General features: G+C 37.7%; 22 protein-coding genes and 1 other RNA gene. 12 read left to right on the forward strand and 11 right to left on the reverse strand.

Annotated elements, in window-relative coordinates; genetic code table 11:
- Positions 1-114: 114 nt before the first annotated feature.
- Positions 115-639: a hypothetical protein gene (locus ACH6EI_RS07480; RefSeq protein ID WP_099331171.1), complete on the reverse strand. Its 525-nt coding sequence runs from the start codon at positions 637-639 to the stop codon at positions 115-117.
- A gap of 4 nt (positions 640-643) precedes the next feature.
- Positions 644-853 carry a hypothetical protein gene (locus tag ACH6EI_RS07485; RefSeq protein ID WP_028414606.1) on the reverse strand — a complete coding sequence of 70 codons (210 nt, stop codon included), beginning with the start codon at positions 851-853 and terminating at the stop codon, positions 644-646.
- A gap of 198 nt (positions 854-1,051) precedes the next feature.
- Between ACH6EI_RS07485 and ACH6EI_RS07490 the strand changes: the two genes are divergently transcribed.
- Positions 1,052-1,591, forward strand: coding sequence for a GNAT family N-acetyltransferase (locus ACH6EI_RS07490; protein ID WP_028414605.1), 540 nt, complete (start codon positions 1,052-1,054; stop codon positions 1,589-1,591).
- A gap of 61 nt (positions 1,592-1,652) precedes the next feature.
- Here ACH6EI_RS07490 and ACH6EI_RS07495 read toward each other — a convergent pair whose 3' ends face one another.
- The 3 genes from ACH6EI_RS07495 to ACH6EI_RS07505 all read right to left on the reverse strand — a co-directional run bounded on the left by ACH6EI_RS07495 (position 1,653) and on the right by ACH6EI_RS07505 (position 3,763).
- Positions 1,653-2,288: an FMN-dependent NADH-azoreductase gene (locus ACH6EI_RS07495; RefSeq protein WP_099331170.1), complete on the reverse strand. Its 636-nt coding sequence runs from the start codon at positions 2,286-2,288 to the stop codon at positions 1,653-1,655.
- Between the two features lie 491 nt (positions 2,289-2,779).
- On the reverse strand, positions 2,780-3,415 hold the full coding sequence (locus tag ACH6EI_RS07500) for an FMN-dependent NADH-azoreductase (protein ID WP_028414603.1): 636 nt from the start codon (positions 3,413-3,415) through the stop codon (positions 2,780-2,782).
- 30 nt (positions 3,416-3,445) lie between these two features.
- The gene (locus tag ACH6EI_RS07505; protein ID WP_013058076.1) at positions 3,446-3,763 is read right to left on the reverse strand and encodes a winged helix-turn-helix transcriptional regulator; all 318 of its coding nucleotides are present in this window, start codon (positions 3,761-3,763) and stop codon (positions 3,446-3,448) included.
- Positions 3,764-3,983: 220 nt separating this feature from the next.
- Between ACH6EI_RS07505 and ACH6EI_RS07510 the strand changes: the two genes are divergently transcribed.
- From ACH6EI_RS07510 to ACH6EI_RS07535, 6 genes are all read left to right on the forward strand, one after another.
- Positions 3,984-4,226, forward strand: coding sequence for a spore germination protein (locus ACH6EI_RS07510; protein ID WP_013084095.1), 243 nt, complete (start codon positions 3,984-3,986; stop codon positions 4,224-4,226).
- A 214-nt stretch (positions 4,227-4,440) separates the two neighbouring features.
- A complete protein-coding gene (locus ACH6EI_RS07515) occupies positions 4,441-5,790 on the forward strand; it encodes a glycosyltransferase family 2 protein (protein WP_028414602.1) in 1,350 nt (449 codons plus the stop codon).
- Between the two features lie 127 nt (positions 5,791-5,917).
- Positions 5,918-6,538 carry a polysaccharide deacetylase family protein gene (locus ACH6EI_RS07520; RefSeq protein ID WP_028414601.1) on the forward strand — a complete coding sequence of 207 codons (621 nt, stop codon included), beginning with the start codon at positions 5,918-5,920 and terminating at the stop codon, positions 6,536-6,538.
- A gap of 287 nt (positions 6,539-6,825) precedes the next feature.
- Positions 6,826-7,395, forward strand: a complete 570-nt coding sequence (locus tag ACH6EI_RS07525; protein ID WP_028414600.1) for a LemA family protein — start codon at positions 6,826-6,828, stop codon at positions 7,393-7,395.
- On the forward strand, positions 7,395-8,168 hold the full coding sequence (locus ACH6EI_RS07530) for a TPM domain-containing protein (RefSeq protein WP_099331169.1): 774 nt from the start codon (positions 7,395-7,397) through the stop codon (positions 8,166-8,168). The genes ACH6EI_RS07525 and ACH6EI_RS07530 overlap by 1 nt, the downstream gene beginning before the upstream one ends.
- A gap of 398 nt (positions 8,169-8,566) precedes the next feature.
- The gene (locus tag ACH6EI_RS07535; RefSeq protein WP_047750403.1) at positions 8,567-9,937 is read left to right on the forward strand and encodes a DUF2254 domain-containing protein; all 1,371 of its coding nucleotides are present in this window, start codon (positions 8,567-8,569) and stop codon (positions 9,935-9,937) included.
- Positions 9,938-9,974: 37 nt separating this feature from the next.
- On the opposite strand, the gene ACH6EI_RS07540 is transcribed toward ACH6EI_RS07535, so the two are convergent.
- Positions 9,975-11,279 carry an aldehyde dehydrogenase gene (locus ACH6EI_RS07540; RefSeq protein WP_099331168.1) on the reverse strand — a complete coding sequence of 435 codons (1,305 nt, stop codon included), beginning with the start codon at positions 11,277-11,279 and terminating at the stop codon, positions 9,975-9,977.
- Between the two features lie 60 nt (positions 11,280-11,339).
- A complete protein-coding gene (locus ACH6EI_RS07545) occupies positions 11,340-11,966 on the reverse strand; it encodes a nitroreductase family protein (RefSeq protein WP_081732904.1) in 627 nt (208 codons plus the stop codon).
- 449 nt (positions 11,967-12,415) lie between these two features.
- On the opposite strand from ACH6EI_RS07545, the gene gdh reads away from it, so the two are divergent.
- Positions 12,416-13,201 carry a glucose 1-dehydrogenase gene (gene gdh, locus ACH6EI_RS07550; RefSeq protein WP_028414595.1) on the forward strand — a complete coding sequence of 262 codons (786 nt, stop codon included), beginning with the start codon at positions 12,416-12,418 and terminating at the stop codon, positions 13,199-13,201.
- Positions 13,202-13,343: 142 nt separating this feature from the next.
- A complete protein-coding gene (locus ACH6EI_RS07555) occupies positions 13,344-14,333 on the forward strand; it encodes a DUF4003 family protein (RefSeq protein WP_028414594.1) in 990 nt (329 codons plus the stop codon).
- Positions 14,334-14,470: 137 nt separating this feature from the next.
- Here ACH6EI_RS07555 and ACH6EI_RS07560 read toward each other — a convergent pair whose 3' ends face one another.
- From ACH6EI_RS07560 to ACH6EI_RS07570, 3 genes are all read right to left on the reverse strand, one after another.
- Positions 14,471-15,232, reverse strand: coding sequence for an MBL fold metallo-hydrolase (locus ACH6EI_RS07560; RefSeq protein WP_098999219.1), 762 nt, complete (start codon positions 15,230-15,232; stop codon positions 14,471-14,473).
- 144 nt (positions 15,233-15,376) lie between these two features.
- Complete coding sequence (locus ACH6EI_RS07565) at positions 15,377-16,957, reverse strand: histidine kinase N-terminal 7TM domain-containing diguanylate cyclase (RefSeq protein ID WP_028414592.1); 1,581 nt, start codon at positions 16,955-16,957, stop codon at positions 15,377-15,379.
- A gap of 294 nt (positions 16,958-17,251) precedes the next feature.
- A complete protein-coding gene (locus ACH6EI_RS07570) occupies positions 17,252-18,070 on the reverse strand; it encodes a histidinol-phosphatase (RefSeq protein ID WP_028414591.1) in 819 nt (272 codons plus the stop codon).
- A 248-nt stretch (positions 18,071-18,318) separates the two neighbouring features.
- On the opposite strand from ACH6EI_RS07570, the gene rnpB reads away from it, so the two are divergent.
- An RNA gene (gene rnpB / locus ACH6EI_RS07575) (RNase P RNA component class B) lies at positions 18,319-18,707 on the forward strand.
- 221 nt (positions 18,708-18,928) lie between these two features.
- Complete coding sequence (locus tag ACH6EI_RS07580) at positions 18,929-19,318, forward strand: VOC family protein (RefSeq protein WP_028414590.1); 390 nt, start codon at positions 18,929-18,931, stop codon at positions 19,316-19,318.
- 328 nt (positions 19,319-19,646) lie between these two features.
- On the opposite strand, the gene ACH6EI_RS07585 is transcribed toward ACH6EI_RS07580, so the two are convergent.
- Positions 19,647-20,519, reverse strand: coding sequence for a LysR family transcriptional regulator (locus ACH6EI_RS07585; RefSeq protein WP_098112413.1), 873 nt, complete (start codon positions 20,517-20,519; stop codon positions 19,647-19,649).
- 139 nt (positions 20,520-20,658) lie between these two features.
- On the opposite strand from ACH6EI_RS07585, the gene ACH6EI_RS07590 reads away from it, so the two are divergent.
- A complete protein-coding gene (locus ACH6EI_RS07590; RefSeq protein WP_098999221.1) occupies positions 20,659-21,234 on the forward strand; it encodes a LysE family transporter in 576 nt (191 codons plus the stop codon).
- Positions 21,235-21,420 lie beyond the last annotated feature (186 nt).

Raw genomic sequence — 21,420 nt, forward strand, 5'->3', positions numbered from 1 at the left:
ACATATCAAATAGACTTTAAATCAATTATTAACTTTCTAGAGCTGTAGATAATGAGAAGAGGTATAATGAAAAAAAGCAGGCGTGGGCCTGCTTTTTCATTGTATATATTAGGGTTAATGACCTATTGGATACATGGTCGTTACACTGTAGTCGTAGTCTTTGCCTCTGTAGTCGGTATACACAACTCTAACTTCTTGGTTTAAAGAACTAATATATTTTTCTTTAACGTAATTGCCAGATTTATTATTGGTGCCGTCTTCACCTTCGTTAATGACTTTTTCGGCAATAGACATGGCTTGTTTTTCATTTAAATACTTGCTGAATTGGCTTTTACCATGGTAATTGTCCGCTCCTGGTTTTTGCATATGCGCGACAATGTGGCAATATCCGTATTTATCATTTCCTTCTTGTAAGACAAGCTCTTTGCCGGTAAATAACCTGTCGCTTTGAGTCTCTGCAGAGCATTCGTTGCTTGATGTAGTGTCCGATGTACTCCCCGATGTACTGCTGGATGTGCTGCTTGAATTTTCATGCTGCTGAATGAGGGAAAAAGGCGAATTGTTGGTAAATACAGCGATGAGAGCAATCACAAGTGCTACAATGGTGTATAGTATTTTGCTGTTTTTTAAAAAATCCATTCCTTTATGCGTCTCCTTTTTGAATCAACGTTAAAATCAAATCAACTTTCTTTTCTAGCTGATCGATTAAGTTTTGTTTTACTTGTTCTGATTGTAATAAAGCGCTTCTTAGTTCGTCCATATCTTTTTGCATATACGCACGGTTTTCTTTTTCTTGCTGCAGCTCTTTTTGAAGAGCGTGTATCGTGGACAGCAATTCTTTATCTTGGCTCATTTCTGCGTTCACCGCCTCTGTATTGATAAAAAGCAACGTATGCCCACTATATAAAATACCACTATCTCTGCTGTAAATCGACTATTTGGATAGGAAATGAGCCCTCCCGGGTGAGGTTTTAGCAGGATATTGCTAGTTGAGAGGAGAATAGTATGGTTTACCGTAGATAGATAAGCTGCGCAGAAAAGAGGGAAGAAAATGTTTCCGGAATTAGAGACAAAACGGCTGATATTAAGAAAAATTGTAGAAAATGATGCGGGCGAGATTTTAGAATGCTTTTCTGATGAAGACGTGCTGCGCTATTACGGGCAAAAATCTTTAGAATCGATTGACCAAGTGAAAGGGATCATTGAGAATTTTTCCAAAGGCTACGAAGAAAAGCAGTTGATTAAATGGGGGATTCAGCTAAAAGGAAACGAAAAGCTGATTGGCACAATAGGGTTTCAAGAGTGGTCTTCAGAGCATAAAAAAGCAAATATAAGCTATGCTCTTTTTCCAGAGCACTGGAACAAAGGATACGCAACGGAAGCCGTTCATGAAGCGATTTCTTATGGCTTCCACGAACTTCAATACAATCGCATAGGAGCGATTGTATTTACGCAAAATAGCGGATCTATCGCTTTGTTAAGCAAAGTAGGATTTAAAAAAGAAGGGACGTTAAGAGAGTACCTATATCAAAACAATATCCCGTTTGATACATATGTTTATTCGCTGCTGCGCGGGGAAGCAAAGATATAATTGTAAGCACAAAAAAAGGAACATGGGGAGATGTTCCTTTTTTTTGTGCTTATATTTGTTATTAGAACGTACGTGCAGCTTCTTTAGCGCGAGCAATACCGTCTTCTTTAATTTCTTGTGCTTTATCTGGCATTGCAGCCTGTCCTTCTACAAATAGGCTTCCGATAGAAGGAACCCCAAAGAAGTTCATCATAATGCGCATATAGCGGTGACCCATTTCTAGTTCACCAGCAGGGCCGCGAGAGTAGATACCGCCGTTTGCTTGAATATGATACGCTTTTTTATCTGTTAATAGACCTACAGAACCTTCTGCTGTATATTTAAATGATTTTCCAGCTACTGCTACAGCATCTAAGTATGCTTTCATCACTGGAGGGAATGAGAAGTTCCACATTGGTGTAACAAATACATATTTGTCCGCTTGAGCAAATTGGTCACTTAACTCGTTTAGGCGAGCAACTTTGCGCTGTTCTTCAGAAGTAAGTGTATCAAATTCTGCGCCGCTTCCAAGTTTGCCCCATCCGCTGAATACATCGCCGTCGATGTGAGGGATATGCTCTTGATATAAGTTAACGTGAACAATCTCATCCGCTGGGTTTACTTCTTTATACTCATTAATAAATGCATCTCCCGCAACCATACTGAATGATTGCGTAGCATCGTTAGGGTTTGCTGTAATATATAATACTTTTGCCATAATTCTTTTCACCTTTCTGTTTTCAATATATAAATGTTGTTTTATGAATTAAAGATAATATGTTCGAAAACATCTACTACGTTATTAATAGTAACTTACGTAACAAATTTAGTCAAAGGTTTTTTATTGGGTTTTATCATGTTCACAAACATTTTTAAGAGTATTACGCTTTTGGATTTTATGGCTGAATCCTTTAAAAATAAGGGTTTTTTCAGGTTGAAGTGTGATTTTAAACGTTATTTATCTAGAGGAACTATCTTTTTTTGAAGGTGGATAATTAAAAAACGAAAAAGAAAAATTATATATTTTTGTTTCATGCGTTATTAATAGTAACAAAAAATAACAGCGTTTAACCGTTTGTTTAACATATATTTTTAGCGCAAAACGAGACAGAAAGAGAGGAATATTTCAAGGGAAATATAATGTAGCGAAGAGGAAAGAAAAGAAAAAGACCCCGGTCAGCTTCGAGGTCTTTTTGATTCTTATTGAATTTAAAACGTTTTGGCCATTGAATGTGCTTTTTGGAGTGCTTTTTCTTTAATTTGCGGAATTTGATCCGGGAATTTTACTTGCCCTTCAATAATAATGCTTTCAAACGCTTCAATACCAAAGAAGTCCATCATGATTTCTAAATAGCGGTGGCCCATTTCTCTTGCCATTTCTGGGCCTTCTGAATACACGTCTCCGCGGGACTGAATGTGAATTGCTTTTTTTCCTTTAAGCAATCCCTGAGCGCCTTCTTTTGTATATGTAAAGGTTTTACCTGACACGGTAATCGCATCGATGTACGTTTTCATGATCGCAGGAACGGAAAAATTCCACATTGGCGTGACAAAAATATATTTGTCAGCGAGTACGAACTGTCCGCCTAGTTCGGCTAACCGTCCCACTTTTAATCGTTCATCCGTTGATAAATCCTGGATGGAGGAGTGAGAACGAAGCTTTTTCCATCCGTTAAATACGTCTGCATCTAAGTATGGAATATCTGCTTGATATAAATCTAAATGAACCACATCATCTTCTGGATGTGTTTGCTTATACACGTCAATAAATTCTTTCCCTACAGCCATGCTAAGCGATTCGTCTTCAGCTAAAGGGTGTGCAGTAATATAGAGAACATTTGCCATGATGCTCATCCTTTCTATGGAGTAGTTTTATTAATCTTGGACCCAGCTTTCTGCCCACTGGCTAATCGGTCCTAGTATTTTACCTAACTCTGTTCCTTTTTGAGTCAGCGAATATTCAGAACGAATAGGGCGGTCGGGAATGACATTTCGGACAACGATTCCGTGGTCTTCAAGCTCTTTAATCCGTTCTGTCAACAGCCTTCTGCTTAAAGCTGGTATACTTTCATTTAATTCACTAAAGCGTTTAGGACCGCTCATAAGCACATAGATGATTAATCCTGTCCACTTCTTGCCAATCAGTTCGAAACTTTTTTCTACTTTAGGTTGAATATCTTTTGGTTCGTCCATATTACGTATCCTCCTTCAAACAATATGGATGAAAAATAACTTATGCATTTATTGTAACAGAAAAAGCATAAAAACATGTGGAAACTTTGGGTGAAGCAGGGTGAAATGAATAAATTCACTAATGTTTGTACCTTGCCTTTTGTTTTATAAAAACTTTTCACACATAGGCTTGTCACAACATACGATGTACGAATTCATTTTAAGAAAAGGTGGTATGGTCATGGCAGGAGTTATTAACATCTGTAACACGAGAATTAATGGTATGGCAAGAAATGGATCGATGAATTTTGGAGAAGTTCTTCACAACGGACACACAGCGGATGTTAAATCTGTTGGAATCAACTCAACCTATGGAGACATTTCAGCTGCTTGTGCGCGAATGAAAAATACAAATATGGATGCAGATATATTTGATCAAACGGCTGTTGCAAATATTGATGGGGTATATGGAAATCAGCTATAAAAGGAAGCTGCTTATAACACATGAAGTTGTAAGCAGCTTTTTTATACTGAGAAGTAGAACACTTATTTATGATAAGAGAATATGTTTCTAATTCAATAGAACGATCTACTAAAGTTCCCGAATCTATTATATACGCCTTTTCCAAAAAAAATTATATATTGTACAAGCACCCGGTCATTTATTGAATAGTATATAGAGGAAAAACAAAGAAAGGATGATTAAAATAGAATTATATGATTCCTATTACAACCGTTCCGATGGAAAATACTATATTAAAAAGAAAAAAAAGAGTCCAAATCCCTTAAAAGAGACCAAAAATAAAATAAATAAAGCAGACCATTCATTATATAGTATGAGTATAAAAAATAATCACAAACATCCTATTAAAGTTAGTATCATTATGCCTACGTATAATAAATATCATCAAACCTCTCTCTCGCTTTATAGTTTATCAAAACAAACGTTTCCTCAAGCTGAGTATGAAGTCATTTTAGTGGATGATGCTTCTTCTGATGATACGCCCAATATTTTTAAAGAAGCTGATGTCCCGTTCAAATTTAAGTATATCCGCATGAAACAAAATAAAGGACGCTCCTCTGTTCGCAATATAGGAATTAATCATGCTGAAGGGAATCTTTTAATCTTTTTAGATGGAGAAATGCTAGCGCCGCCTTCTTTTATTAAAAATCATTATAAACATCATATGCACGAATCAAATCTCGTGGTTACCGGTGCCATGCATTATGAAGGAGTCTACACATTTATTATGCCAGACTATAATGAAGATCAAATGGCCCACTTAAAAGAACTAGTCGGTAGGGATCCTGAGTATAGAAGATCGTATGAAAACTATGAACAGACGAAGTGGCATTCAAACGTTCCTTATCCTCTTGTAACAAAAGAAGACATTGATACAAACCGTTTTCAACGTTTATCATTTCCTAATCGCTATTTCCTTAACAGCGGGCTAAAACATTTCGGTGAGCGACTTGAAGGGTTTACACTACCTTATATTGCATTTTTAAGTGGAAATGTATCAGTAAGAAAAGAGAACTTAAAAAAATCCGGTCTTTTTGATGAAACGTTTGTTGGCTATGGGGCAGAAGACTGGGAGCTTGGATATCGTTTGTATAAAAATGGTGCACAATTTGTTTTAGATCCCTCAACAGTTGCTTATCATCAGGAACATGGGATATCGAAGCGAAAAGTGAAAGAACAGTGGGGAAATCACTATCGCTTCGTTAAAAAACATCCCAATATAGACGTTCTTATCCTCTCTCTTGAATGGAAAGAGCTTCCGTTTATGCATATGCATAGAACATTAGTTGAATATAAAGCGCTGGAGCAGCGTTTTCCTGATGAATATAAGGAATTTAAACATGCTTTTCGCGTCATGCTGTATAGAATCATTGAATATTTAAATAGTGGACAGCCCGTGACGAAACTTTACGATCTCCCAGGAGGATCAGATGAAAGAATAAAAATTATTCAGCAGTTCGAAACACTGCGCCCTCGCGGATTTGACTACTTGGCGAGTTCTTTTGAACAAATCTATTACCTATAGCGCTATTACATGCAGAAAAAGATATAACATCATCTTTTAAAAATTGTCTCGCCGTAAAAGCCCCTCAGCTTACACCCACAAATTGAGGGGTTTATTTCTATATCTATTTTATATAAGGGGAGAAAACATGAATCAAAATTCACCAAAGTACGTTGCGTTAACGTTTGATGATGGCCCCTCAGCTTACACGGCTGCAGTTTTAAAAGTTCTAAAAAGATATCATGTACGTGCGACCTTTTTTGTCGTTGGTTCGGAAGTAGAAAGATTTCCAAAGCTGATCCAACGTATTCATAGAGAAAAGCACGTAATTGGAAATCACACGTGGAGTCATCCTGATATTACAACTCTTTCTAAGCATGAGTTGTGGAAAGAAATCATTTCTACAAATGCTCAAATAGAGAAAATCATCGGTTATTCTCCCAAGCTGTTTCGTCCACCTTACAGTTCGATAAATGATACAGCTCTTGCTGCCATTAAGGAATTGGGAATGACGTCTGTTCTATGGAATATAGATAGCCAGGATTGGCGTGAAGAAGATCCACTGGCCATATACAAACATACGATTAAAAATCTACAAGAAAAGAATCTTATTGTCATGCACGATGGGGATCGATACGGCAGCGGAGCGCGAGACCAAATTGTTACTTCATTGCCGAAACTCATTAAGTATTTAATAAAGAACGACTATCAATTTGTAACGGTTCCTGAATTTCACCGAGTCGCATACAAGATTGAAGGTTGGTCTTAAGTAGAAAAAGGAATGGTTCTTAGCCATTCCTTTTTTAGATGTATGAAATAAGATAAAATGGATAAGGATTACATGTACTAAATTATAGAAAGACTAGATAGAGAATCGTGTTTGAGAAATGAGGAGTTTGCGATGAGAGTAGTATAAAAGTATTTCAACTTATAGAGAGAGTGATCGTTAAAACATGTGGTCATCATAAATAAAATTGGCAAAAAATGAATCTTTTTAGGGTATGATTCGTACTAGTAAATAGATACATAATTTTGATGAAGAAAAGAGGTAATACATTGAGAAACAAAGGTTTGATCGCTACGATTGTTGTGTTAGTGCTTATTGTAATTTACGGAATAAGCTCTTACAATGGCCTCGTTAGCGCAGAGGAAGATGTAGATAATAAATTTTCCCAAGTGGATAACCAACTAAAAAGACGATCTGATTTAATTCCTAACTTAGTGGAAACGGTAAAAGGCTACGCTAAGCATGAACAGGAAGCAATTGATTCAGTCACTCAGGCAAGAGCGCAGCTAGCGGGAGCGAAAACGCCTGAAGATAAAGCTGATGCAGATCAGCAATTAAGCGGCGCGTTAAATCGCCTGCTTGTAGTGGTTGAAAAGTACCCAGACTTAAAAGCGAACGAAAACTTCAGAAGCTTAATGGACAGCTTAGAAGGGACAGAAAACCGACTCGCTGTAGCCCGTAAAGACTATAACGATGAAGTTGCGAAATACAATAAATCCGTTAAGAGATTTCCTAAAAGCATGTTAGCGGGTACGTTCGGCTTTGAAAAAAAGTCATATTTTGAAGTAACAAATGAAGAAAAAGAAGCGCCGAAAGTTGATTTTGGGAGCGATAAGTGATGAAATTTCTTGCTTCGTTTGCTTTATTATTATCTCTTTTATGTAATACCGCAAGCGTTGCTTTTGCTGCACCTGATATCCCAAATCCGGTAGGCGATATTTACGTTCAAGATTTTGCTCATCTGTTAAATGACCAGGAAAAAGCGGATTTCAATCAAATGGGCAGAAAGTTAGATGATGAAACGAAAGCTCAAGTAGCGATTCTGACCGTGAATTCATTAGGTGATTCGGATGTAGAAGAGTACGCAAATGAAGCGTTTCGAAAGTACAAACTCGGTGATAAAAAGCTGAACAATGGCGTTCTTATTTTGCTCGCTAAAAAAGAACAAAAAATCCGAATCGAAGTAGGGTATGGGTTAGAAGGAGCTATCACCGATATCAAATCTGGAGAAATCATTGACTCTTATGCTATTCCTAACTTAAAAAACGGCAAATACGATACGGCGCTAGAAAGCACATACAAAGCTGTTTATAACCAAGTCGTAAAAGAGTATGATTTAGGAACAGATTTTGAACAAAAAGTGCCAAAAGCAGCTCCTCCTTCTGATAGCGGTGTTCATTTCACACCCCTTCAAACGCTGCTGATTGCAGCTGTTATTGTGGGCTTGCTTATCCTTGACTTTGTCTTTTTTAAAGGAGCCATCACTCAATTTCTGCTAAACTTCCTTGTCATGTTTGGAGGAAGAGGCGGCGGAGGTGGCGGCAGTGGAAGCGGTCCTCGCGGAGGTGGAGGCGGCAGCTCCGGAGGCGGCGGAGCGAGCCGAGGCTGGTAAAAAGATAAGAGTTAAAAGAAGCTGAGATAAAATTAGGTTAGTTGAAAGAAAATCCGAACGTGATGGATTCTTGATTGAGAATCCAACGCGTTTGGATTTTTTGTTTGGATGGTGAACATAGCTTTCATATCTTCATTCAGTTCCTTCTAGCAGTTGATTGGAGGGCGAGGCGAAGACTCCTGCGGGGAAAGGCTCACCGGCCGCGTCATGAGCGGTTCAGCTCATGTATTCTATTTGTACTCATTTAGATGAAATAATTAGGGGTATCTCAACCTCTTTTTTGCGTTGTGTGCCTATATCTTAAAAAATAGATTTTTTCCATTGTACAAGCATAATTAGAAAAATTAAGGGAACTAAGAAAAAAGTTAGAGATTTACAAATAAAAAGGAAGGTTTTATATGAATACATTTAGATGGATAGCTGCAAGGAAACAGCTTTCTCCTCGCGCTTTTAAAGATGAGTTAACTAGTCAAATCTGGTTTAGTCCCTTAATTTATGCTTTCTTTTCTGTTCTTTTAGCTGCACTGACGCTGTTTCTTGACTATTATTGCAAAGTAGGAGAGAAGGTCCCTTCATTTTTTTCAATCAACATGGATTTAACGAATACGTTAGTGAGTACGATTATGCCCGGGATTTTATCGATTACCACATTTACCTTTAATTTAATGCTCGTTGTGTTTACATCATTTGCAGCTCAGTTTTCTCCTCGCGTGTTAAAAAACTTTGCTTCTTCTAAGTCTACTCAGCGAATTTTAGGTATTTTTATAGGGAGTTTTTTGTATACACTTTTTGTCTTTCTTTTTTTAAACAGTTCACAAGTAGACGGATATTTTGCAATTCCATTTGTGACGACGGCGCTATCGGTTTTTAGTGCGGGTACGTTTGTCTACTTCATTAATCACTCTGTGAAGTGGCTGCAAGTAAATCATATGACTCAATCAATGAAAACAGCGTCCATAAAAGCGATTAAGACAACGATTCGCGAGGAACTGGAGATTCATCGAACGCAGTCTAGTCATAGCGAACAATTTTCCTTTCCAGAAGGAGAGAAAAAGCCGGTATGTATTCAAACATCTGGCTATATTCAAACGTTGAACTACAGCCAATTGATTCACTGTGCCAAAGAGCATAATTTAGTGATAAAAATGGAGCGTGAAGTAGGGGATTATGTGCTCAGCGGAACCGTATTGTTTTATTATTGGCATAGAGATTCGACAGAGCACGATGAAATGGATTGCACCGTCTTTCACCAATATATCCATGTAGGGAAATCCCAGACTGATATTCAAGACACGACGTATATTATTACCAAGTTTGTGGAGATGGCGATTAAATCACTAGGAAATGATGACTTCAAAACGGCAGTTAACTCCATTCACCAAATTAGCGATATTCTTCGGGAAATTTGTGCCGCGAGTCAATTTTCTTCTTACTTAGTTGATGATAAAGGCGTGATACGAATGGTGATCCCTGACAAAAAGTTTGAGGACTTTTTATATGATGGATTTGCGAATATCCGGCACTATGCGAGACGGAATATTATCATTACGATGGAGCTGCTCAAAACGCTTGGAAATCTCGCTGAGGCCATTGGGCCAGCTTATTATGACGACATCTGGGAGTTCGCCGTCTACATTTCCAAAGGCTTTGAAGAAGAGTATTTATTTGTTCAAGATAAAAAATATTTTTTACATATTCTTTGCGATTTAGCGGTTTCCACAAAAAAAGAAGAGCAGTATGAACAAATCGCCAAACAAATGAAAGAATAAAAAAAGCCGAAGTCAGACGCTGACTTCGGCTTTTTCTTTATTTATTTGAACGTTTTAAGATGCTTTTAGCATGTGAAAATGTATCAAAGCTTGCTTTTCCGTGATACGCACCCATTCCGCTGTCACCAACGCCGCCAAATGGAAGGTAGTGAGATGTCATATGGTTAATTGTATCGTTAATAGAACCGCCGCCAAATGACACGCTGTTTAAAATGTGATCTTGAACAGCTTCATCTTCAGAGAAAAGATAAAGTGCTAATGGTTTTGGACGTTTGACGATTACTTGGATTACTTCTGAGATTTCATCGTATACGATGACTGGAAGAATTGGTCCAAAGATTTCATCTTGCATCACATCATCTTCCCATGAGATGTTGTCAAGAACAGTTGGTTCAATAAACAGACGAGAACGATCCGTTTTGCCTCCAAAAACGATATCTCCGTTTGTTAAGAAGCTGCTAAGACGATCAAAATGCTTTTCGCTCACTACGTGAGGGAAGTCTAGGTTTTGTGAAACATCTTCACCGTATGTGTTTGTTACGACTGCTTTTAGGTTAGCTAGCAGCTCGTCTTTTACATTTCGCTGAACAAGAATGTAGTCTGGCGCTACGCAAGTTTGACCAGCATTTGCAAATTTACCACGCGCAATGCGTTTAGCTGCTTCTTCAATATTAGCATCTTCGTGTACAATTGTAGGACTTTTTCCGCCTAGTTCTAGCGTAACAGGCGTTAAATGTTTAGCTGCAGCTTCTGCTACAATTTTGCCGACCATTGTACTTCCTGTAAAGAAGATGTAATCAAAGTTTTCTTTTAGTAAAGCCGTGCTTGTTTCCACTTCACCTTCGACTACAGTCAAGTATTCTTCAGGAAAGTTTTCATTAAACATCTTAGCAAGAAGGCTTGACGTATGAGGTGTTAATTCAGAAGGTTTTAACACCACGCAGTTACCTGCAGCAATCGCGCCTACTACCGGTGAGACAGCAAGTTGGAACGGATAGTTCCAAGGTGCAATCACTAGAGCTAAACCGTATGGATCTTGATAAATGTAGCTTTTTGCTCCAGCGTGAGTAGATGGTGTTTCTACTTCTTTTGGCGATGCCCATTCTGCAAGATTCTCAACTGCAAAGTCGATTTCGCTTAGCACAAGACCAACTTCTGCACGTTTTGCTTCCATTTCTGGTTTGTTAAGGTCAGCTTTTACTGCTTTTAAAATGTCCTCTTCATGACGCACCACAAGTTCTCTTAATTTTTTTAGCGTTTCGATACGGAACGCAACGTCTTTTGTTTTACCGCTGTTGAAGAATGAAAGCTGTTTTTTTGTAAGTTCTTGATAGTTATTCATCAGAAAGTCTCCTTTTACTTCACATTTTTAGCTCTTTACTTATTGAATAGAACTAGCTGCTTATTTCCAAGTCGTAACCGTATTGACCGGTAAACGGTAAGAAGCATGGCCTTCGCTTGCTGCTTTTCCGATTGAGATAAGCATAATTGGAAGATAACGTTCTTTATCTAGACCGAATGCTTCTGCAATTAAGTGTTTTTCGTATCCGCCAATTGGATTTGTATCATACCCGTGAGCACGAGCAACAAGCATAAGCTGCATAGATACAAGACCTGAATCGATCAGCACGATGTCTTTCATATCTGCTTTTGGCATGTTTTCGTAAATCGGCTTAAAGAAATTTAGCTGCTGTTCTTTAATGTCTTGAGGCATATAGCCAAGCTCTACGGCCTTGCCGAAAATCTCATCTGCATATTCAACGTTATTCATATCACCAAACACGGCAATAACAGCTGAAGATGTATGAACTTGTTCACTGTTAAATTTCGCAAGTTCAGCTAGCTTTTCTTTTCCTTCCGGCGTTTCAATTACAACAAAGCGCCACGGCTGCATATTAACAGAAGAAGGAGCGCGCATAGCTTCTGTAAGAATTTCCTCCATTTCCTCACGGCTAATTTTTATTGAAGGATCATATTTTTTAATTGAACGACGTTTTAAAGCAATTTCGTTAAAGTCTTTTGTAGTCATAGTCATTATTCCTTTCTTTTTAGGCGTTAAACATATTTATTGTCATTTCCATATTTTTGATTGTGGACAATTGTTTGACATATCAATAATTGATACATCAACAATATAATACATTGATTTAAGAATTGCAAGGGAAAAAGTTTAAACTTTTGAAGTGGTGTGAATTGGAAGTGTGAAGAATCATTCTCCAGTGAACAAACAACTATAAAGAGAGTAAGGAAAAAAGAAATGATAAAAATGATCAAACAAAAAGTTTGACTACTTTATTTCTCTTGGTTACGATAAGTAACGAAAAGAAACAAAAGTGAATTTGTTACTTTTTAAATGAATGACAGTTTGAGAAAGAAGAGATAGAAAAATGTTTATTCTCTTTTTAAAACTTAAACTGTATCTATAATTAATACAGTATAACAAGACATATCACGCAGGAAAAGTAGGAGGACTTCAAGATGTATACAGATTTAAAAGGTAAAGTAGTAGTTGTAACAGGTGGATCAAAAGGATTGGGTCGCGCAATGGCCGTTCGTTTTGGTCAAGAGCAGTCAAAAGTAGTTGTAAACTACCGCAGCAATGAAGACGAAGCGCTAGAAGTGAAAAAAGAAATTGAACAAGCTGGCGGTCAAGCAATTATTGTTCGAGGCGACGTAACAAAAGAAGAAGACGTTGTGAACCTTGTAGAGACAGCTGTTAAAGAATTTGGCACATTAGACGTTATGATTAATAATGCTGGTGTTGAAAACCCGGTTCCTTCTCATGAATTATCATTAGAAAACTGGAATCAAGTAATCGACACAAACTTAACGGGCGCGTTTTTAGGCAGCCGCGAAGCGATTAAATATTTTGTTGAAAATGATATCAAAGGAAACGTTATTAACATGTCTAGCGTTCACGAAATGATTCCTTGGCCATTATTTGTTCACTATGCAGCAAGTAAAGGCGGCATGAAGCTAATGACGGAAACATTGGCTCTTGAATATGCACCAAAAGGAATCCGCGTGAATAACATTGGACCTGGGGCAATTGATACACCAATTAACGCTGAAAAATTCGCTGATCCAGAACAGCGTGCAGACGTAGAAAGTATGATTCCAATGGGCTACATCGGTAACCCGGAAGAAATCGCGTCAGTTGCAGCATTCTTAGCATCATCACAAGCAAGCTATGTAACAGGTATTACATTATTTGCGGATGGCGGTATGACAAAATATCCTTCTTTCCAAGCGGGAAGAGGTTAATAAATAGAACTGAACAAAAAAAGACCTCGGAATATTCCGAGGTCTTTTTTTTGCAATAAATGCGCAGAATATTTACCAAATATTGAAACTTTTGTTGAAGTGTTACGTATATAAGCTAACACCTAATAAAGGACGTGTTGAGATGGTGCCAGGGAATATTCAACAAAAAATAAATCAGTATAGAGATTTTTATATCAGCTTAAAAAATGAGCTCAAATGGAAAGCGGCAGATCACAAGCAGTTTATGGCTATCGCTTCTATGTATGCAGTGAAAGGTAAACCGCTCAAGCTTCAGGATTACCTCGAGTTAAGCGACTATATCAAAAATCAAGTAGGGATGTTTTCTACGTTAAAATCATCACAGCGTTTTACAATAGCAGCTATGCTTGATACTCGCTATGAGAATCCAAAAGAAACGTTTCATGAGTTTCTTGACGTATATGATCAATTGATACAAGGCGGATTTACGAGAGGCGCGTTTACGTACATTGCGGCTTCGGCTATGCTGTCGAATGAGTCAAGCCGAAGTCATAAAGAAATGGTCCGAAGATCCGCAGAAATTTATCAAGGCATGAAAAAGAAGCATCTTTTCCTTACTTCAAGCGGCGATGTACCTCTTGCCGTTCTATTAGCTGAAACGAGCGAGTCTACTGATGATCTCATGCATGAAATTGAACACTTCTATACAACATTGGCGCAGCATGGATTTAAAAAAGGAAATGACCTTCAATTTTTAAGTCATATTCTCTCAATCGATAAAAATTTAGATGCAGATACACTTATTGAAAGATGCGTATCAGTAAAAGAAGCCTGTGAATCGGCAGGTATGAAAGTAAAAGCGATGCACTACCCGGTCATTGGCTTATTAGCACTGTTTGAAAAACCAGAAACTGAAATTGAACTTATCCATGAAGTAGTGAAACAGCTAAACGCAGACAAGCTTTTTAAATGGCAGAAAGACATCAATGTTATGCTGGGGGTTAATTTGGTTATCAGTGAAAAACTGAAGGATTCTAGAGTGGTCGAAACGGGCATCTATACAACGATTGAAACCATTATTCAAGCTCAGCAAGCAGCTATGCTAGCGGTTATTGCGAGCACTTCAGCAGTTGCTACTACGACTACTACTTGATAAATTAAAGAGCTATAAAAGAGAGAGGGAGACATAACTACATCAATGAAAAAATCCGAACGAGTTTAATTCTCACCCAAGAATCAAACTCGTTCGGACCTTTCCTCAACTTAAATACTTTTGTCTCATCTTCTCTCTTAAAAAGTATAAACCTCGCCATCATCTGGAACAAAGACGCGGGACGCCATATCTTTTTCGTTGATAAAGCTTTTTAACTCTTCTCTTGATAGCGCCCAGTGATTTACAGCTTCCATATGAACAGAAAGAATCGTAGCATGAGGGGCCACTTTGTGTACTTCGTAAATATCTTCTTTCCCCATCACAAGAGAACCGCCTTCTAAAAACTGATTATCGCCGCCGTTTACGACAATGACATCCGGTTGATGGGTGTTAATTTCTTCTTCAACAGCGGAATACCATACCGTATCTCCAGCTACATAAAGCGTTTTTTTGCTCTTGTGTTTAAAAACAACGCCGCATACTAAACCAGTACGCTTTAAAATTTCTCCTCTTCCGTGTTCACCTTTTGTTTTGGATAATTGGATGCCTTCAAAGACCGTGTTCTTTGTTAGTACTTCTACATTTTTAAAACCATCAGCTCTTACTACTGCGGCATCTTCTTCATTTTGAACGAACATTTTGATATCGTTTGGCAACGCCTGTTTAGCGGCATCGTCAAAATGGTCCAAATGAAGGTGAGTGAGAATTACGGCATCAATACCCTCAATAATCTCTTCAACGGATAACGGTAAGCTTACTAAAGGATTGTTTTGATCTTGTCTGATCGAATTTGGGAAAGGAGGGTACGTTCCTTTCTTCGCTAACATGGGATCAATTAAAAACGTTTTTCCCCCGTATTCAACAAGTAAAGTGGCATTTCGAATATGTGTAATCTTCATCTCTATCTCTCCTTTTTTTGATCTACATATAGTTTATAGGATAAGCTGTTTTCAAATACATAAACAAAATCAAGTCTTTTCGCACTTTTACTTGATAAATGAAAGAATATTAGTCAAAAGCAAAAAGAACCGAAACAGTGCTGTTCAGGTTCTTTTTAGTATTTCTTTTTTCTCTTCATACACACGTACTTGGTTGCGGCCGTTTTGTTTGGCAGCGTACAGGGCGATATCTGCTTTATTCAACAGCTCATCTAACGTTTCATTTTCTTGTTTTTCCGCTTGTGCTACTCCAAGACTTAGCGTAACAGAAATGGTTTCTTCATTAATCAGTAAGGGGTGAGTCTCGACGTGACGGCGAATTTGCTCAGCAAGCGTTTCACCTTGAGATAAAGTATAGCCCTTTAGCGCGAGTACAAATTCTTCACCGCCGTACCGAGCAAAAAGGGCTCCTTGTGATAATACGGACTGGCAGGCTTTTACGACATGTACAAGCACTTGATCGCCGGTATAATGGCCATACGTATCGTTCACTTTTTTAAAATAATCAATATCAAGTAAAAAAAGTGTAAAAGAAGATGCGGACTTTTTTACTTCATCGAACGCTTGCTTGCTGTGCTGAAAAAATGCCCTGCGATTATAAATTTGCGTCAGCTCATCGTAATAAGCTTGATTTTCAAGCTTTAGCTGAAGTCTTTTTAGCTCCGTGATATCCGTAAAAATAAGCAGCAAGCCGTGACTGTTGTTAGCATACTGCAAAGGAGAAGTGCGAACTTGATACGTATACGGAGATTGATCCTCAGAAAAAAGCTGCAGCTCTTGACTGCTGTTTTTATTTTCGAATGCAAAAGGAAATGAACTGCCCGATAGCGTCCCCCAAATATCAGCAAAATGTTTTCCAAGCATCGACTTTTTTAGCTGCGGAAACATGTTTTTAGACGCTAGATTAAATTCAATTAGTCTGTAGGATTCATCAAGCACGATAACACCGTCATTGATGCTGTTAAATATCGCGTCTTTCGCAACGGGCATGACTGTAAACATACGCGATGAGTTAATGGACCATAAATATAAAAATGAAGAAACCCATAAAACCATCGGAACTGGATCAATTCCCTGCGGCGTAAAGCCCATTAAATAGATAAAAGCTGTGACGATAGGGACTAATTGACCGACCATTAATGAAATTAACTGCAGGCGATAAGCTTTGGCTGTTTCTTTCCAGCGGTAAACGGCGAGCAAAAAAGCAACGAACATAGACGAAAAGATGAACATGCCGTGAATTGTGTACCATGGTCCAATTTCTTGATGAACGTAAGGAGCACCTAGAACGGGATCAATTTCAAACACGCGGTAATGAAGGTGATGCCAGTCATTTGTTGCGACCATAATCAAACTAATAAAAGGAATGATAAAAAGGGTGAAAATATGTTTTTTCCTTACTTTTATGCCGACATACTGCATAACAAACAGCAGTCCTGCAGGAGGCGAAAAAGGCATGCCCACGTATTGAATAGCGGTCCAAAATTTCATTTCTCCGAGGTTAACGGATAGTAAGCTAAACGCCGCACCCATACAATAAATAGTAGTGAAACCTGTATGAAGAATAAATAAATGCGCAATGTTAGCGTAGTGGTGACGCTTAATAAATACGTAAAAACATAAGTATAGATTAAGAACACCAGACGTGCAGATAAGCGTTATATAAGCTGTTAAATCTAAATTCACAATTGTATCCCTCATTAAGAAAGCATTTTTAGTTAAATGTAGCACAGTTGAAATGAAATGTGGATATTTTATGTAGGAATTTAGTAGTGTTGGAGATAGTAGAGGAACTATAAGGATAGGTCAGGACGATGAAAAAATGACGCCTAAACAACAAGTAATTGAAACGAACAGAGAAGATTTATCTTCATCTACAAAAGTCAAAGTTTCTCAGTAAAAAACACATGCCTGAAAACACGAGATGTTCCTTCATCTGCGTGTCTTCAGGCATATTTTTATTGTGAGTCTATTTAAGTTTTATAAAGGTGTCATCTGCATTTTTTTCTGTCTAAAAAAGACCCAATCCGTAAAGCCGATTTCTTTAAGACGCTTTTTTACTAGTTCAAAGTCGTCGCCAATACGCTCTAGGTCATGAGCATCAGAACCAAATGTAATGTGTACCCCGTAGTGCAGGGCTCTTTCTAAAATATCGTCTGCAGGATACCAGCCTCCGCAGTCTTTGGTTTTGCCTGATGTATTCACTTCTATAGCAATGTTATGTGCCGAAATCACTTTTAGCGTCTGATCAATGACAGCTGTCTCGATAGAAGAAAAAGAGGGATAGAATCCTTTCATGGCATCAATATGGCCAAGGATTTGAAACATTCTGCTCCGGGCGGATTCTTCAATTAATTGATAATACGTTTCTTTCGTGCGCTGCTTTTCTTTTTGAGAAAGCCCTTCCCAACGCGTTTTATGAAAGATACTGATTTCATCAACTTGATGAACAGAGCCGATTATGTAGTCAAACGGATATTTTTTATAGTAGCTCTGATATATTTCCGCATGCTCGGGAAAGAAATCAGACTCCACGCCTAACAGCACTTCAATTTTCTGTTTATATTCTTCTTTTAGTTTCAAAATCTCAGCTACATATCCGGAGAATGCGCTTTTTCCCATCGCAATGTGAGGAAACGGCTGGTCTTCTTCGCTCGCAAAATAAGGAGAATGATCCGAAATCCCAATGATATCAAGGCCTTTATCAATAGATGCCTCTATATAATCTCGAATTGTTCCGCGAGCATGTCCGCATCGGTCGTGATGGGTATGAAAATCAAATTTTAACTCAGCGTTCATGTTTCATCACCTCTGTCATCTTTTTATGTGGTTTATAGAATATTCTACAAAGAAACAAAGTATCCCCCGTAGAAATGGATGAAGAGAACATTTCTTGAATTTGCTTGTAATTCACCTACTAAAAAGAGTGTACAGAAACAAGTTATTTTATTTAATTTGCTGTAAAAATTGAATTGGAATCCATACCAAAAGTTACATTTGATTCGGCAAGCTAAAACGCATATACTACTCATACACGATCTGAAATAACGTTCAGGTAATTGCTGCATCATTTGATGTAGAGGAAAGTCCATGCTCGCACGGTGCTGAGATGCCCGTAGTGTTCGTGCCTAGTGAAAAAATAAGCTAGGGCAGCTTGGCTTATAGCTTAGCTGACGGCGGGAAAAACCACCTAAGTCCTCGGATATGGTCGAGTATCCCTGAAAGTGCCACAGTGACGAAGCTTTGCTGGAAACAGCAAAGGTGGAACGCGGTAAACCCCACGAGCGAGAAACCCAAACAATGGTAGGGGAACTGTCTTGAAGGAATTTAACGGAGAGACGGACGATTACATGCGTAATCGTAGATAGATGATTACCGCCTGAGTACGAGATTAAAATCGCTTGCAGTACAAAGGTACAAAACATGGCTTATCGAACGTTGTTGAAACAGAGACTGACTATAAAATACGTAACCAAAACAAACCAATGAGGTTTGTTTTTTTGTTTGTTATTTTTCAACTCATAGCCGACTCATTGATAGAGTGCTTGAATTTTTTTAACCATAGTATCAGGATTCAAGGTATATGGAAATACATATTGCCTAAATTGCGGTATAGTTTACTTGTACTTACTAAATACGGGGAAAGGGAGAAGATCGATGATTAAAAAAATGGAGCATACAGCAATTATTGTTGGAAATATGGATGAGACGATTCACTACTACTGTGATATGTTTGGCTTTAAAGTTCGCCTTCAAGGATCTACCGAAAAAAGAGAGATGGCTTTTTTGTATCTTGAAGAACAGCCGGGGATCGAAATTGAGCTCATTCGAGATATTGATCCAATTGGCGAATACAACAAAAGCGGGATTGTTAACCATCTTGCCTTTACGGTAGAGGATATAAATAAGGCGATTCAACATTATAAGAGCAAAGGAATTGAATTTTTATCATCTGAGCCTCAGCCAACGCTTGAAGGCGGACGTATGATTTTATTTCACGGACCAAATGAAGAATTGCTGCAGTTAGTAGAAAGAGTTAAACTCTAAAAAAGGTTACTTTAAAGGGGTACATACAATAAAGAATGTGTTTTGCAGTCAGGTTTTTAATAAAATAGCCTTGCCAAAATACACCTATAGCTAACACGAACGCTATTGATAGCAAGTAGACAGTAAACTTAGGTCATAGATTGGCATCAGTTCGTTCCACGTATCATTATATAAAAACGGCTTGTATTCATCTAGAAATTTACCACTTTTAACTTGGTTTCGAGTATGTGCTGTGATAAAAAAACTGGCCCCTCTAATTAGAATGACTGACAACTGGAGGGGCAGTTTTGTATGCAAAAAAGTTTATTAATTTTTATCGAGGCCGTGTTTATACGGATTCTAGAGTTAACTCAATAAATTTTTCAACAGCAGGAGATTGCCACTTTTTTGACTTGACGAGTAGATGCGAGTAAAAGGGCACAAATTGTTCATTGTGTTCAAGAATGTTTAATAATCCTTTTTCAACCTCATTTTTTACGGTGATATAAGGAAGTACAGAAAACCCTAATCCGCTCATTACCGACTGTTTGATTGCTTCTAAACTCCATAGCTCCATTGTTTGAAATTTAGGCAGTTTATGAGCAGCCAGATACTTTTCAAACATCGAACGATAACTGCATCCCTCTTCGTTTGTTATAAAGAAGTCAGTAGTTCTATCGGTTTTATAATCATCAAAGTGCTGATTTTTATCCGGGCTTGTAATTAAAACAATTTCTTCTTTATGCAACTCATGATGAATGAAATTATCTGCTTCTAATTTTGGCCAAACCATAAACGCAACATCAACATCTCCGCTCATAAGATCTGTTTGATTTTGCCCGCAAGTTCCATTGCTTAATATAACCTTAACATCGGGATACTTAGTTGAATATTTTTTTAGAATAGGTCCTAATCTTGAAATAGTTAGGGACTCAGGTGCAGCAATTTTCAGCTCGCCGCTGACCTTATTATGAGTTTTCAGATGGGATATACGTTTATACGTATATAACAGTTCGTCGGTTAAAGGTATTAATTCTTTTCCTAGAGCAGTCAATTTTAACTCTCGTTTAGTATAAGTGAATAACTCTCCGCCAACTTCGCGTTCTAATGCTTTAATATGAGAAGTGATAGTTGACTGAGTATAGCCTAATTTTAGAGCCGCATTTGTATAGCTCCCCACATCGATAATCGTTCGAAACGTAGTAAATTGTCGTATCTCCATTGGTCATAAACTCCTCTTATCTATTTAAAAAAACGATAGTAGTTATTTGTTATTTCAATTTTACCGATAGATAGGCTTATATTACAATGAAGCACGTAACTCATTCAACAATTTTTTAGTAAGAGGAGAAATTAACTATATGAATTTTACAGCATTCCTTTCCTATTTAATTATTACATCTTTTACTCCAGGCCCAAGTAATATCTTGGTAATGAACGAAGGGAGAAGGTTTGGATTCAGAAGATCCCTACGCTTCAGCGGTGGAATTATGTTGGGGTTTATTATTCTAGGTGTAGTAACTGCATTATTAGCAACAAGTCTGTATCAGTGGATACCAATGGTAGAACCTTACTTTAAGATCGTTGGTGCGGCCTATTTAGTTTACCTAGCATGGCAAATAGCTTTTTCTAAGAAGAAAAAAGAGGATGATTCCTGTACACACTCTTCTTTTTTTTCGGGGCTGTTTTTTCAAATTCTCAATGTAAAAAGTATTTTGTATTTTTTAACGGCCATGACAACTTTTGTGCTCCCTTATACTAATTCAAAACCAGCTGTACTCTTTTTGGTGTGTCTAACGATATTTATAGGGTGCACCGCATTGCTACTGTGGACTGCATTTGGTTCTGTATTTAAAAAACTATTTGCAAAATATGATAAAAAAATAAATGTAATAATGTGCGTGTTGCTTATTTATTCGGCAATTGTAATTTTCTAAAACTTGCTTGTTTATAAATTCATCTTGTATTAAATGGTGAAATGTAAGCAAAAGAATCAACTGCAAGAGGTAAGTAGGATTTAGGATAAATAAGTAATATAAATAGTTACATAATGACTGCATCAAAAAAGACCTTTTTTAGGGGGTCTTTTTTGATGTGTATTTTTCTACTTCTTGATCTAGATA

The organism is Priestia sp. JSM ZJ58, assembly GCF_044383985.1.
Classification (GTDB): domain Bacteria; phylum Bacillota; class Bacilli; order Bacillales; family Bacillaceae_H; genus Priestia; species Priestia zanthoxyli.

Bases quoted from the DNA above. Each gene is read 5' to 3' on its own strand.
- ACH6EI_RS07520 (WP_028414601.1), top strand. From the start codon at position 5,918: ATGAATCAAAATTCACCAAAGTACGTTGCGTTAACGTTTGATGATGGC.
- ACH6EI_RS07590 (WP_098999221.1), top strand. From the start codon at position 20,659: ATGAATTTTACAGCATTCCTTTCCTATTTAATTATTACATCTTTTACT.
- ACH6EI_RS07515 (WP_028414602.1), top strand. From the start codon at position 4,441: ATGATTAAAATAGAATTATATGATTCCTATTACAACCGTTCCGATGGA.
- gdh (WP_028414595.1), top strand. From the start codon at position 12,416: ATGTATACAGATTTAAAAGGTAAAGTAGTAGTTGTAACAGGTGGATCA.
- ACH6EI_RS07555 (WP_028414594.1), top strand. From the start codon at position 13,344: ATGGTGCCAGGGAATATTCAACAAAAAATAAATCAGTATAGAGATTTT.
- ACH6EI_RS07580 (WP_028414590.1), top strand. From the start codon at position 18,929: ATGATTAAAAAAATGGAGCATACAGCAATTATTGTTGGAAATATGGAT.
- ACH6EI_RS07490 (WP_028414605.1), top strand. From the start codon at position 1,052: ATGTTTCCGGAATTAGAGACAAAACGGCTGATATTAAGAAAAATTGTA.
- ACH6EI_RS07500 (WP_028414603.1), bottom strand. From the start codon at position 3,415: ATGGCAAATGTTCTCTATATTACTGCACACCCTTTAGCTGAAGACGAA.
- ACH6EI_RS07535 (WP_047750403.1), top strand. From the start codon at position 8,567: ATGAATACATTTAGATGGATAGCTGCAAGGAAACAGCTTTCTCCTCGC.
- ACH6EI_RS07495 (WP_099331170.1), bottom strand. From the start codon at position 2,288: ATGGCAAAAGTATTATATATTACAGCAAACCCTAACGATGCTACGCAA.
- ACH6EI_RS07570 (WP_028414591.1), bottom strand. From the start codon at position 18,070: ATGAACGCTGAGTTAAAATTTGATTTTCATACCCATCACGACCGATGC.
- ACH6EI_RS07560 (WP_098999219.1), bottom strand. From the start codon at position 15,232: ATGAAGATTACACATATTCGAAATGCCACTTTACTTGTTGAATACGGG.
- ACH6EI_RS07585 (WP_098112413.1), bottom strand. From the start codon at position 20,519: ATGGAGATACGACAATTTACTACGTTTCGAACGATTATCGATGTGGGG.
- ACH6EI_RS07505 (WP_013058076.1), bottom strand. From the start codon at position 3,763: ATGGACGAACCAAAAGATATTCAACCTAAAGTAGAAAAAAGTTTCGAA.
- ACH6EI_RS07540 (WP_099331168.1), bottom strand. From the start codon at position 11,279: ATGAATAACTATCAAGAACTTACAAAAAAACAGCTTTCATTCTTCAAC.
- ACH6EI_RS07510 (WP_013084095.1), top strand. From the start codon at position 3,984: ATGGCAGGAGTTATTAACATCTGTAACACGAGAATTAATGGTATGGCA.
- ACH6EI_RS07485 (WP_028414606.1), bottom strand. From the start codon at position 853: ATGAGCCAAGATAAAGAATTGCTGTCCACGATACACGCTCTTCAAAAA.
- ACH6EI_RS07480 (WP_099331171.1), bottom strand. From the start codon at position 639: ATGGATTTTTTAAAAAACAGCAAAATACTATACACCATTGTAGCACTT.
- ACH6EI_RS07530 (WP_099331169.1), top strand. From the start codon at position 7,395: ATGAAATTTCTTGCTTCGTTTGCTTTATTATTATCTCTTTTATGTAAT.
- ACH6EI_RS07545 (WP_081732904.1), bottom strand. From the start codon at position 11,966: ATGACTACAAAAGACTTTAACGAAATTGCTTTAAAACGTCGTTCAATT.